This window comes from Tritonibacter horizontis (assembly GCF_001518015.1).
Lineage (GTDB): Bacteria > Pseudomonadota > Alphaproteobacteria > Rhodobacterales > Rhodobacteraceae > Epibacterium > Epibacterium horizontis.
The window spans coordinates 59,886-72,182 of the sequence record NZ_LPUY01000077.1 but is presented as its reverse complement, the minus strand read 5'-3'; the positions used below and the strand labels follow the sequence as shown (position 1 = coordinate 72,182).

The 12,297-nt window shown below is 59.6% G+C and carries 9 protein-coding genes and 4 tRNA genes; 6 read left to right on the top strand and 7 right to left on the bottom strand.

Annotated elements, in window-relative coordinates; translation table 11 throughout:
* Positions 1 to 72: 72 nt before the first annotated feature.
* The 3 genes from TRIHO_RS14520 to TRIHO_RS14510 form a co-directional block, all read right to left on the bottom strand.
* Positions 73 to 468: an acyl-CoA thioesterase gene (locus TRIHO_RS14520; RefSeq protein ID WP_068245112.1), complete on the bottom strand. Its 396-nt coding sequence runs from the start codon at positions 466 to 468 to the stop codon at positions 73 to 75.
* Positions 469 to 676: 208 nt separating this feature from the next.
* Positions 677 to 753: transfer RNA gene (locus tag TRIHO_RS14515), tRNA-Asp, on the bottom strand.
* 88 nt (positions 754 to 841) lie between these two features.
* Positions 842 to 918 (bottom strand) — tRNA-Asp (locus TRIHO_RS14510).
* Between the two features lie 282 nt (positions 919 to 1,200).
* Here TRIHO_RS14510 and TRIHO_RS14500 point away from each other — a divergent pair.
* The 5 genes from TRIHO_RS14500 (at position 1,201) to TRIHO_RS14480 (ending at position 7,113) form a co-directional block, all read left to right on the top strand.
* Complete coding sequence (locus TRIHO_RS14500) at positions 1,201 to 2,406, top strand: winged helix-turn-helix domain-containing protein (RefSeq protein ID WP_068245106.1); 1,206 nt, start codon at positions 1,201 to 1,203, stop codon at positions 2,404 to 2,406.
* A gap of 68 nt (positions 2,407 to 2,474) precedes the next feature.
* Positions 2,475 to 3,050, top strand: a complete 576-nt coding sequence (locus tag TRIHO_RS14495) for a histidine phosphatase family protein (RefSeq protein ID WP_068245103.1) — start codon at positions 2,475 to 2,477, stop codon at positions 3,048 to 3,050.
* Between the two features lie 90 nt (positions 3,051 to 3,140).
* Positions 3,141 to 3,216: transfer RNA gene (locus TRIHO_RS14490), tRNA-Val, on the top strand.
* Positions 3,217 to 3,587: 371 nt separating this feature from the next.
* Entirely contained in the window at positions 3,588 to 4,886 is a 1,299-nt protein-coding gene (locus TRIHO_RS14485; RefSeq protein WP_082705150.1) for an HlyD family efflux transporter periplasmic adaptor subunit, read from the top strand.
* A complete protein-coding gene (locus tag TRIHO_RS14480; protein WP_068245098.1) occupies positions 4,876 to 7,113 on the top strand; it encodes a glycosyltransferase family 2 protein in 2,238 nt (745 codons plus the stop codon). The genes TRIHO_RS14485 and TRIHO_RS14480 overlap by 11 nt, the downstream gene beginning before the upstream one ends.
* A 163-nt stretch (positions 7,114 to 7,276) precedes the next feature.
* Here the strand turns inward: TRIHO_RS14480 and TRIHO_RS14475 are convergent.
* The 3 genes from TRIHO_RS14475 to TRIHO_RS14465 form a co-directional block, all read right to left on the bottom strand.
* Positions 7,277 to 7,351 (bottom strand) — tRNA-Val (locus TRIHO_RS14475).
* A 13-nt stretch (positions 7,352 to 7,364) separates the two neighbouring features.
* Positions 7,365 to 7,637 carry an HU family DNA-binding protein gene (locus TRIHO_RS23575; RefSeq protein WP_068245218.1) on the bottom strand — a complete coding sequence of 91 codons (273 nt, stop codon included), beginning with the start codon at positions 7,635 to 7,637 and terminating at the stop codon, positions 7,365 to 7,367.
* A 300-nt stretch (positions 7,638 to 7,937) separates the two neighbouring features.
* On the bottom strand, positions 7,938 to 8,411 hold the full coding sequence (locus TRIHO_RS14465; protein WP_068245216.1) for an Lrp/AsnC family transcriptional regulator: 474 nt from the start codon (positions 8,409 to 8,411) through the stop codon (positions 7,938 to 7,940).
* A 126-nt stretch (positions 8,412 to 8,537) separates the two neighbouring features.
* On the opposite strand from TRIHO_RS14465, the gene TRIHO_RS14460 reads away from it, so the two are divergent.
* Complete coding sequence (locus tag TRIHO_RS14460) at positions 8,538 to 9,590, top strand: Glu/Leu/Phe/Val family dehydrogenase (protein WP_068245095.1); 1,053 nt, start codon at positions 8,538 to 8,540, stop codon at positions 9,588 to 9,590.
* Between the two features lie 116 nt (positions 9,591 to 9,706).
* Here the strand turns inward: TRIHO_RS14460 and lon are convergent, their stop codons facing one another.
* Complete coding sequence (lon, locus tag TRIHO_RS14455; protein ID WP_068245093.1) at positions 9,707 to 12,115, bottom strand: endopeptidase La; 2,409 nt, start codon at positions 12,113 to 12,115, stop codon at positions 9,707 to 9,709.
* Positions 12,116 to 12,297: the final 182 nt, after the last annotated feature.

The following is a 12,297-nucleotide window of genomic DNA, read 5'->3' as shown; positions in this document are numbered from 1 at the left end:
CCGACCGGGCAGGGTCTTTTGCGTCACGGCGCGACACATCACAAAACAGAAGGCCCTGCCTGCGGGTGGGGTCTAGCTGTCTTCGCGGCGGACCGGTCGCGGGCGCGCGGCATCGTCCAGCGCAACAAAGGTAAAGATCGCTTCGGTCACCTGATGCGACTCTTCCTGATGCCTGGCGCGACGCCAGGCCCGCACCTTGATCCGCATCGAGGCGCGGCCGATCTTCAGCATTTCAGCATAAAGCGAGACTTCGTCGCCCACCAGAACGGGCCGGTGAAACTGGATTTCCTCGACCGAGACGGTTGAGGCCCGCCCCTGAGAGACCCGCGCGGCAATGGTGCCCGCCGCAAGGTCCATCTGGCTCATCAGCCAGCCGCCAAAGATATCTCCGGCGGGGTTGGTGTCCGTCGGCATGGCGATCACCCGGATCGTGGGCTGCGTTTCAGGGGGTTGGATGGGCGCGGTCATCGCGGCTCTCCTCTGCGGAAATGGGTTCTGGCAGTCTTGCAGGCTGCGGCGTCCAGAGAAAGGCAAATTGACGCAACACAGCGATCCGTCTCGATGCGGCCGACAGCAGTCCCACTCAACCAACCCTGCACCAGATTCTGCGGCGGCCATCCGCGCAGGCAGATGCGGACAGTGTGGCGGAGTAGGTAAAGCGAGGAAAAGGTGAAAGTGGCGCGGTTGACGGGGCTCGAACCCGCGACCCCCGGCGTGACAGGCCGGTACTCTAACCAGCTGAGCTACAACCGCGCATTTTTCAACGCTGACCGGAGCCAGCAGTGCCCTCCGGGCCGGTCTCTGATGCCCGGTGACAGGCCTTCCAGAGCGAAGGTGAAAGTGGCGCGGTTGACGGGGCTCGAACCCGCGACCCCCGGCGTGACAGGCCGGTACTCTAACCAACTGAGCTACAACCGCTTGCTGCTTACGTTCAACACCGTGGCTGAACGTTGGGGTGTAATATTCGCAGGCCGCGGGGGGCGTCAAGCGCAGAAACGTCATTTTGCGGGCTTTCTGTCGAAAAAAATCGCTCCCCCGAGCAAGCTTTTGAAACTTATCGAGCTTTCTGAGATCCAATGTCCCTGCGGCACCGTCTGGCCCGGCGATGACCGAACCCGGAACCTGCGCAATCTTCTGTGCGACAGCACCCTGTGTGAATTTTCTTCTATCGGTTTTTTACTGCAGGGATAAAGTGTTGCGATGACCGATATCCCTCGATTGCCCAACCCGATTGCCCGCAGCCTGTTTCTGGATCGCCACTTGTTGCTGAGACAGACGGGCGGATCCGGCAAGACCACGGACCTGGAGGGCCTGTTGCACACCCTTGGTTTCGTGCAAATCGACAGTGTGAACACGCTGACGCGCGCCCATGATCTGATCCTGTGGTCCCGTCGGGGGCAATACCGGCCTGCCAACCTTGACGAGCTGGTGGGCAAGCGGCGCAGTGCATTTGAACACTGGACCCATGATGCCGCCGTCATTCCGATGTCCTTTTACCCGATGTGGCGTCTGAAAATGGCCCGAGACGAGGCCAGAATGCAGGCCCGTTGGGCGGCTGGGCGGCGCGCGGGCTGGATACAGGAAATCGACACGGTGCTGACGCATGTGGCCGACAACGGGCCTGCCTCCTCGCGCGATGTGGGCACGGACGAAAAAAAATCCTCGTCCGGCTGGTGGGACTGGCACCCCTCCAAGACCGCGCTGGAGTTTCTCTGGCGCAGCGGCAGGCTGGCGGTCAGCCACAGAGAGGGGTTTCGCAAGGTCTATGATCTTGCCGAACGCGTGATCCCCGACGCAAGTCGCCAACAGCACCTGGAGGACGCCGAGATTGTCGATTGGGCGATGTCCGCCGCCTTGGACCGTCTGGGGTTCGCAACCAGCGGCGAGCTTGCGGCATTTTTCGATATCGTAACGCGCGCCGAGGCGAAAGACTGGTGTGCAAAGGCCCTCGCCCGCAACACCATTCTGGAGGCGGATATTGAAATGGCGGATGGCACCTACCGCCGCTGCTTCACCACCGAACCCACATTGGATCAGTCCAGCGACCTGCCATCGCCGAGCGCCCGCACCCGCCTGTTGTCGCCCTTCGACCCGGCCTTGCGCGATCGCGCCAGATGCGAGCGGTTGTTCGGGTTTCACTATCGGATTGAAATTTTCGTCCCCGAAGCCAAACGGCAATACGGCTATTATGTCTTCCCGGTCCTTCAGGGCACGCGGCTGATTGGCCGGATCGACGCAAAGCGTGTCGGCCCCACCCTGCATGTCCGGGCCTTCTGGCCGGAGGCCGGTGTGAAACTGGGCAAAAACCGCCTGGCGGCCCTGACCTCGGAACTGTCCCGGGTCCAGAATTTGGCGGGAACACAAGCGGTCGAATTTGCCCCGGACTGGCTGCGCGCAAGCGATTAGAACCGGTAGCGCGCGGCGGCGTCCCATGATAGCGCAGGGCGTCCTGCGATTTTCGAAAGTGATTTCAAATGAACGATTTTCCCAAGATCTGGTTTCTGCGCCATGGCGAGACGGAATGGAACGCCGAAGGACGTATTCAGGGCCAGATGGAATCGGACCTGACAGAGCGGGGGATCGCCCAGGCGCACCATCAGGCAGAGTTGGTCCGCCCAATCCTGCAACGGGAGGCTCCGCCTTGCCTGGTCTCGCCCTTGCGACGGGCACAGCAGACCGCGAAGATCGCTCTTGGCGGGGCTGCATTTGATACTGACCCACGACTGGCCGAGGTGCAGGCCGGCGTGTTTCAAGGCCTGACCCGCGCGGAAATCGCAGCCACCTACCCCGAAATCCACGCCAGAGCCCAAACCAACCTCGACCTGTTCTGCGCCGCGCCCGAAGGGGAAGGCTACGCCACTTTCCACGCCAGAGTCCTGACCTTGCTGCAGGCCCTGAAAGCCCCGACCCTGATTGTGGCGCATGGGCTCTGGGGCCAGGTCATGCGGGGTATCATCTGTGGCTTGGACTACGACGAATTGGCCGATCTGCCCAACGAGCAGGGCTGCGTCTACCGGTTGGAGAACGGCTGCGAAACCGCTCTGCGATGACAACTGCGCCCGGTCGTCCGATTTTTTCTGCACAAACACGCGCAAAGCCTCTTGCACTTCTCCGGTGCATTCTCTAAATCCGCGCTCACCGGGTGATTAGCTCAGTTGGTAGAGCGCTTCGTTTACACCGAAGATGTCGGGAGTTCGAGCCTCTCATCACCCACCACCTCCCCCTGAATATAAAGACTTTCGGCATTTTGACGGCTGGAAAATGTGGTGTTCCTGGGTCACTGATCCTAGGCTGATGTTGCAGAACCAAGAGACGACAGCCCCGCCTGATGGCCGGGTTGGTGGGTCTTCGCGAGGACAGGGCAACTTCGGATGGGACGCCATCGAAGACTGTGCCCCGCGAGATTCTGCCGAGGGCCACGGTTCTGTCCGGCCCGATTGCGCCCACAAACGAGCGTCACAAACTATGGCTGAATGCCGGGCCGACCGCACGACCTTAAGGGGCGCAGGTCGGGCGGGCTGAAACCTTTGGTAAACGCCTCTGTGATAGCATCGATGTCGTAAAGAGTTTTGTTGTGAGTGGTAACCATGAAGACCAAGCAAACGATGCGGATCGTTGCTGGCCTCGCATGTCTGTTTGGGGCGGTGATGATTATCGCCCCTCACCTGACAAACTACGTGTCCCGTGCGGCGGTCGTAAATGCTCCCATATTATCGGTCAAAAGCCCCTTTGACGGTTCGCTGCTATCAGATGCCCTGACCCCTGCGACGCCGGTCCTGCCCTCGACCGCCATCGTGAAACTGCGTGCCTCCCGGACCAGCCGAACGGAGCTCGCGCGGTTGGAAGCGCGGATGAACACCCTGACCCGGGAAGAAGAAACCCTCGCCCGGCAAATCGCGACCTTGAGCGCCCTGGACGCCCAATTGCTCGACCGGGTGGAGGAAATGAAAAAACATGCCGAACTGATGCTCAGGGCGCAGCTGGGCGGGCTGAACGGGGAACGCGCCGCGGCACAGGAACGGCAATCGCGGCTTGAACGCGACGGCGAACGGCTGGAACGGCTGGCCGCCAACGGATCAGCGCCGCACACACAGGCCACCAGGGCCACATCGCTCGCGGCCGAAGCACAGGGCGAAGTGATCCGCCTGACCGCCGCAGTGCAGGAAACCCGTCGCGAGATTGCCAGCATCGCCAATGGCATCCTTCCCGGTCTGGGGACAGAGGATGGAAGCTATGCACAGCAACGCCGCGATGAAATCGCGATCCGCCTGGCCGACCTCCACAGTCGAAAGGACCGCATGTCGGCGCAGCACGCAGGTTTGGCCGAAGAGGCCGAGGCCTTGCGCGAAGAAGTCGACCGGCTGGATCTGTTCGCCCCGGTTCTGCCAACGGGCACGGTGGTCTGGTCCGCAACCCCGGCAAAAGGTTCGGTGGTCGCGGCCGGCGACGAGGTCCTGCAGCTTCTCGATTGTTCGCGCCGGTTCGTCGAAGTGTTCATGCACGAATCAGCCTTCGAAGCGATCAGCCCCGGCGACACGGCCCGGGTGCGCCTGCATGGGTCCAACGAGAGCTTCTATGCCACCGTCGAAGCACTGCGGGGCGCGGGCAGTCAACGGGCCATTGGCCAGCTTGCCGCTGAACCGGAAAGCGTCAGCGAAGGCAGCCTCTCGGTGCTGCTCCGTCTGGCCCCTGCCGATGTCGCGAAAAAAGGCGTCGCAGAAAGTTTTTGTGATGTTGGGCGCACCGCAGAAGTGCATTTCGATAGAGGTCTGGGCAACGCGATGACCTTCACGCAACTCTGGCTCAAGGAACTATTCCGCGATCTGTGGCCTTCCGTGGCGACTCATTCGCCGCAGAAAGCGAATTTCTCAGCACATGCAGACTGAGTCCTTTCTCCCCCTGCTGATGATCTCGGCGGCGTTGTTCTTGTTTAGTGCAAGATTGCGAACCGCCGCCTTGGGCGACCAGATCGTTCTTGTCGGTCTGGCGGTGGTCATACTGCGATATTTGAGCTGGCGCATTTTCGATACGGTTTTGCCAGCACAGCTCCTGAGCATCGAAGGGATCTTTGTCTGGTCGATATTCATCATCGAATTCCTGACCTGGATCGATGTGGCGATCCTCTATGCGTTTATGCTGCGACGGACCAATCGCACCCCAGAGGCCGACCTGCATGAGGCACGACTACGTGCTATGGATCCCTACGATCTGCCAGAGGTGGACGTTTTCATTGCCACGTATGACGAGCCTGCAAAAGTGCTCGAAAAGACCATTGTTGGCGCAAGCGCCATGGATTGGCCGCGCAGCCGGATCAACATCTGGGTGCTGGATGACGGACGGCGCGAATGGCTGCGCGATTTGTGCCACCGCCTGGAGGTCGGATATCTCACGCGAGCGGATAACGCGCATGCCAAAGCCGGGAACATCAACGCCGCTGTTGCGCGCACCTCGGCACCCTACTTCCTGGTTCTGGATGCGGATTTCATTCCGCTTCGCAATTTTCTGTATCGGGCGATGGGCTTTTTCCAGGACCCCAGGATCGGCATCGTCCAGATCCCGCATAATTTCTTCAATCCCGACCCGATGCAGGCCTCTTTGAATATGAGCAAGGTCATACCGGACGATCAGCGCTTCTTTTTCGAAGCGGTCATGCCCGGGCGCGACGGTTACGACTGCGCGTTTTGCTGTGGCTCCAACGGCGTCGTCCGCCGCAGCGCGTTGGAAGAAATCGGCAATGCCCTCCCCAGCGGGTCCATTACCGAGGACATGCTGCTGACGCTGGCGTTTCTGCGAAAGGGCTATATCACGCGGTTTCTGGATGAACGGCTTGCATTGGGCATGGCGCCCGAGAACATCAACGCCTTCTTTATCCAGCGGGCCCGCTGGGTGCGTGGTGCGATTCAGATCATGTTTCTGCGCGAAGGCCCATTTGGCGCACCGGGCCTGACCTGGTATCAGCGCCTCTTCTTTGTGCCGTTGCACTGGATCACCCAGTCCCTGGGGCAAACGATGGCAATGGTCACCCCGGTGATTTTTATGTTGGCCAATATCCCGCCACTGGTCAACGCGACGGCCGATACGGTCATTTCCTATCAATTCCCGGCGATTGTTGCAGCAATCGCAGCCCTTCGACATTTTGCCCCAGGCGAATTTCACCCCCTGGCCACGATGGCGCATAGCGTTTTGCAGGGATTCCGGCTGTTGCCTGTGGTGATTGCCACCCTGATCAAGCCACACGGTCACGCGTTCAAGGTCACGCCGAAGGGCCTTGGCGGCGGCGAAGTTCATGACTCGCCCACGGTCATACTCTGCCTGGTACTCTGTCTCCTGATGACATTGGGATTGGCGATCAACGCAAATTTCAACACCCAAATCGTGGTGGCAAGTCACCTGATGCCCGTGGTCGCAATCTGGTCCATTCTCAACATGGTCGTTTTGCTTCTTGTGACCAAGCTTGCCATTACGCCGCCCATGCTGCGCAGCGAAGAACGGTTTGAGATGACCGAGGCGGTGGTGCTTCACCTGGAGGACGCGCAGGAAGCTGCAGACACCGTGGATATGTCGCTGAACGGCATTCAGGTGAAAATTCTCTATTCGCCTTACAACGCACCCAAGCCCGGCGATTGGATCGGCATCGCGATCAACGATGTGGGCGTGGTTCCCGGGCGGGTTCTGCGTGTCGTTGCCGAAGGTCGCGGCCTGCGTTTGTTCATCAACTTTGAGCTGCCGGACGCCGTCCCTGTCGCACGCGACGCCGCGTCGGAAACCGAACCCGAAACCGATCAGCTGGGCGCATTGGATCGGATCCGTCAGAGGTTGATCCGCAAACTTTACACCGAAGAGAGGGAGCGCAAATTTGAAGATCACACCGGTGTGAGCATCGGGCTTACCATGCTCCGTGGCATTGTCTCGGCAGAAAGAACCGATGTCACCAGAAGGAACGCACAAAGCCCTGATACCGCCCCTCCCGTCATTCCGGCCTGGCTCAAATCGCTCGAAGCACAGTCCGAGGAATCGCTCGATCACGCGTGGCGCGAAAAACTACACGTCGATGAGCAGACCACAGGCGGCGAACCCGAAACCTACCCGAAGACTTATGACAATACAGGTTAGAGAATTCGCAGGAACGAGCCGGGCATGATTGCGACCAGTCCGTTGCAGCACCGGCTCAACCGTGGCCGCAAGGCCACTCTCGGGCTGCATCCAAAGCAATACCTTTGAAACCGGCAAGCACCCTGTTTGGAGAGTTCTTGTCGACATCAAAGCGGCGGTGGGATGGTGGGTGATAAGAGATTTGAACTCCTGACATCTTCGATGTGAACGAAGCGCTCTACCACTGAGCTAATCACCCTTGAAGCAGCCTATTACCTTCGGCGTTCTGGCTCTGCAAGAGGGGCCGCCGCAGAATTTTCATCTGGGGCAGAATTTTCCGACCCCACCGTTTTGCGCCGGAGTTTGCAAATATGGACCCGACCGTTCTGGTTCGTCTGGCTGCGGTTGACCCGCAGCTTGCCCATCGGCTCCAGATTGAGGGGGCGCGCGTCTTCGATTGCCTCGCCCAAGAGCGCCAGCACGGCTTCGACGACCGGTTTTGCGTCGCGTTTTTTCACGCCAGTGCGGTCAACCACCTGCTCCATCAGCTCTTTCTGGCGCAACTCAAGCACGGCGCCTGCTGATGCAGTCCCGGGCGACTCTGAATCCGGTGAACTTGCAAGGGGTTTGCGCTGATCCCGGGCTGGTTTCGACCGTTTTTTCCCACTTGCCACACGCGGCGCAGATGGTGTCGTTGTCTTGGGCTTGACCATGCCTGTATCCTTTGACCTTCGGCGAGCGGTCATCGCTGCCGTGGCGCGTTTACCTGATCCGAACAACAGGTGGCAGCGCGCCTCGATATCTATATCAATTGCGCCCGCTGAGCACGCAATTTTCAATGCGGGTCAGGGATTTGTGCCACCTCTGCGACCGGGCAAAGCGCTGCGCTGAACCATTGTGCGCAGGGTGAAACTGGAACGTGTGTTGCGAATTCCTGGCACACACATCAGCCGTTTTTCCAGGAAGTCATCAAAGTCCGACAAGCTCGCCGCGACGACCCGCAGCAAAATATCGCGGGTCCCCGTCATCAGATAGCACTCCATCACCTGGTCAAATTGGCGAACGGCGGCCTCAAACTTCAGCAGGGCATCGCGGGATTGCCGTTCCAACTCGACTGCAACAAAGATTGTCACCGGCAAGCCCAGTTTGGACTGATCCACCCGTGCGCCATAACCGACGATGACCCCGGCTTTCTCGAGGTTGGCGACCCGGCGCGCGCAGGGTGTGGGCGACAGACCGACCTCTTCAGAGAGTTCGGCCATCGTCATACGTCCGTCGCGCTGCAGCGCGGAAATGATCTTTACGTCCAGGCTATCCATGTTTTTCACCATCAGTGGCAGCACTTTTAGCGGAATACTCCAAATCCTATCAGGTTAAAGGACCAATTTGGTGATTTTCTGCACGTTGAGGCGAATAGACTGGGGGCGAGGCAGGAGGAGCAGTCCATGAAAATCACACCAATTCCATCCCGAACCCATGAAGAGATCCACCGCGTCGAAGATCCAGAGAGCGGTCTCTTGGGCATCATCGCGCTGCATTCCACCAAGCTTGGCCCCGCGGCCGGCGGTCTGCGTTTTCGCCCCTACCCCAGTTTTGACGCCGCGCTGGAGGATGTCTGCCGACTGAGCGCCGGCATGACCTATAAAAACGCGGCTGCCGGTCTGCCGCTGGGGGGCGGCAAGGCGGTGATCCTTGCGGACCCGGCCACTCAGAAAACACCGGCCCTGCTGCGGGCGTTCGGACGGGCGCTGGAGACACTGAACGGACGCTATTACACCGCCGAAGACATGGGGGTGACCCCCGAAGATATGGCGCAAATCGCAACCGAAACGGCATATGTCGCGGGCCTTCCCACGGGGACATTCGCCAGCGGCGACCCCTCTCCGATTACAGCGCGGGGCATTTTCAACGCGATTCTGACAACGCATTCCAGACGTCATGGGCACAAGGATTTGTCCGCGCGACGTGTCAGCTTGCAGGGGTTGGGGCATGTCGGCTGGCATCTGGCACAATTGCTGCGGGAGGCCGGAGCGGAGCTGACCGTAACGGACATGGACCCTGAACGGGTTGACGCCGCAACCCGCGCATTCGATGCGACCACCGTTGCGCCGGAGGCCATCTATGCTACGCAGGCGGATATCTTCTGCCCCTGCGCCATCGGCGGTGTGCTCAATAGCGCGACCATTCCGCAGCTGCGGGTTTCGATGGTTGTCGGTGGGGCGAACAACCAACTGGCCACATCTGAGGATGCAGCGCGGCTACATGGGCGGGGAATACTTTATGCACCTGATTTTGTCGCCAATGGCGGCGGCATTATCAATGTCGCGACAGAGATCCTGACGATCTCGGACCGGCCGGGATTTGTAGCTGACAAACTGACAGCCCTGGACCGCACCCTGTCGAAGATCCTGACCGAAGCGACCGCCCAGAACGTCAGCCCTGACACCGTTGCCGTGAGCACGGTCGATGGGATCATCGCCAAGGTCGCCGCAGCCTGACGCAAGCGCGCCGTCATGAAATGGAAAACGAGCGGCCCGAATGGTGCCGCTCGTTTGCTATTTTCAGTGCTCAATAGCGCGCCGGGCGCGCCCATGTCAGATTAGATCGAGCAGGATCAATGAGCGGTCGCATTGCTGGCGTCGCCGCCCTGCAATGCGGCGGCTGCGGCGGCTGCTTCTTCTGCTTCCTCGTCCCACTCGATTGCATCTGGCTGACGCACCAGCGCAATCTTCAGCACTTCGGAGACGTTCTCCACCGGGATGATCTCCAGTCCTTCCTTCACGTTGTCAGGAATTTCCGGCAGATCTTTTTCGTTTTCCTTCGGGATCAGTACAGTTTTGATCCCGCCGCGCAGGGCTGCCAACAGTTTTTCTTTCAGGCCGCCGATGGCCAAGGCGTTGCCGCGCAGGGTCACTTCGCCCGTCATGGCGATGTCCTTGCGCACGGGAATGCCAGTCAGAACCGACACGATCGAGGTCACCATGGCCAACCCGGCCGAAGGACCATCCTTGGGCGTCGCGCCTTCTGGGACGTGCACGTGGATGTCCCACTTGTCAAAGCGCGGCGGTTTGATCCCCAGTCGCGGTGAGACCGAGCGCACATAAGAGCTAGCCGCTTCGATGGATTCCTTCATCACATCGCCCAGCTTGCCGGTAGTTTTCATCCGGCCCTTGCCTGGCAGACGCAAGGCCTCAATCGACAGAAGTTCGCCGCCGACGGACGTATAGGCCAAACCGGTAACCACACCAACCTGATCCTCCATCTCGGCAAGACCGTAGCGATATTTCGCAACACCGAGGAAATCATCAAGGTTGTCGGGCGTAACCGAAACGGTTTCCGCCTGTTTCTTGACGATAGAGGTCAGGGCCTTGCGCGCGACCTTGGCGATTTCACGTTCGAGGTTCCGCACGCCAGCCTCGCGGGTGTAGGTGCGAATGATCTCGGTAAGTGCCTCGTCCGAGAGTTCGAATTCCTTGGCCTTGAGGCCATGGTTTTTCACCTGTTTGCTGACCAGATGCTGCTTGGCGATCTCGCGCTTCTCGTCTTCGGTATAGCCCGACAGCGGGATGATCTCCATCCGGTCCAGAAGCGGGCCGGGCATGTTGTAGCTGTTCGAGGTGGTCAGGAACATCACGTTCGACAGGTCATATTCGACCTCAAGGTAATGGTCCACAAAGGTGGAGTTCTGTTCCGGATCAAGCACTTCGAGCATGGCCGAGGCCGGGTCGCCCCGGAAGTCCTGACCCATCTTGTCGATCTCGTCCAGAAGGATCAGCGGGTTTGTCGTCTTGGCCTTTTTCAAGGCCTGAACGATCTTGCCCGGCATGGAACCGATATAGGTCCGGCGGTGACCGCGAATTTCAGACTCGTCGCGCACACCCCCAAGGGAGATGCGGATAAATTCGCGACCTGTTGCCTTTGCCACAGATTTCCCGAGCGAGGTCTTGCCGACGCCCGGAGGGCCGACGAGGCAGAGGATCGGGCCTTTCAACTTGGCCGAGCGCTGCTGTACTGCGAGATACTCGACGATGCGTTCCTTGACCTTTTCCAGACCGTAGTGGTCCTTGTCCAGAATGTCCTGGGCGCGGTTCAGATCCTTTTTCACGCGGGATTTCGTGCCCCACGGGATCGACAGCATCCAATCCAGGTAGTTGCGCACAACTGTGGCCTCGGCAGACATCGGCGACATGTTCTTGAGCTTCTTGATCTCGGCATCAGCCTTTTCACGGGCCTCTTTCGACAGTTTCGTCGCCTCGATCTTTTCTTCCAGCTCTGCGATTTCGCCGGCGCCATCCTCGCCGTCGCCCAGCTCCTTCTGAATGGCTTTCATTTGCTCATTCAGATAATATTCGCGCTGGGTCTTTTCCATCTGGGTCTTGACGCGGGTCTTGATCTTTTTCTCGACCTGCAGCACCGACAGTTCGGACTGCATCAGGGCATAGACCTTTTCCAGCCGCTCGCTGATGGGCAGGGTTTCCAGCAGCTCTTGCTTGCGATCCACCTCGATCCCGAGATGACCGGCGACCAGATCCGCCAGTTTTGCGGGGGCAGTGGTTTCGCCGACGGCCGTCAGCGCCTCTTCGGGGATGTTCTTGCGCACTTTGGCGTAGCGTTCGAATTCATCGCCGACGGCGCGCAACAGCGCCTCTGTGGTGGTCACATCGCCTGGCATTTCCACCAGCGCCTCGGCGCGCGCCTCGAAGAAGTTGTCATTGTCGAGGAATTCAGTGATCTGCACCCGCGCCTGACCTTCAACGAGCACCTTGACGGTGCCGTCCGGCAATTTCAGCAGCTGCAATACGTTGGCCAGAACACCGGTCCGGTAAATACCGTCGTGATCCGGGTCGTCCTCTGAGGGGTCAATCTGGCTGGACAGCAGGATCTGCTTGTCATCTGCCATCACCTCTTCAAGGGCGTGCACCGACTTTTCCCGGCCCACGAACAGCGGCACGATCATGTGGGGGAAGACCACGATATCGCGCAGCGGCAGTACGGGGTAAGAGGAATTGAGAGGCTCTTGCATACTCGGTCCTTTTTCTTGGCAAGACGGCCAGGTCCCGATCCTTCGGCAACCTCGGTCGTCTCCTCACTCGAATTATTATCTGGTCTGACGGCGCGACATATTCAACCGTCTTGCCTCAAGATTTGGGATCAGCATGCCCCGATGCCCCGGCAACCACAAGGGCGGTTTTATAACTGAGGTAA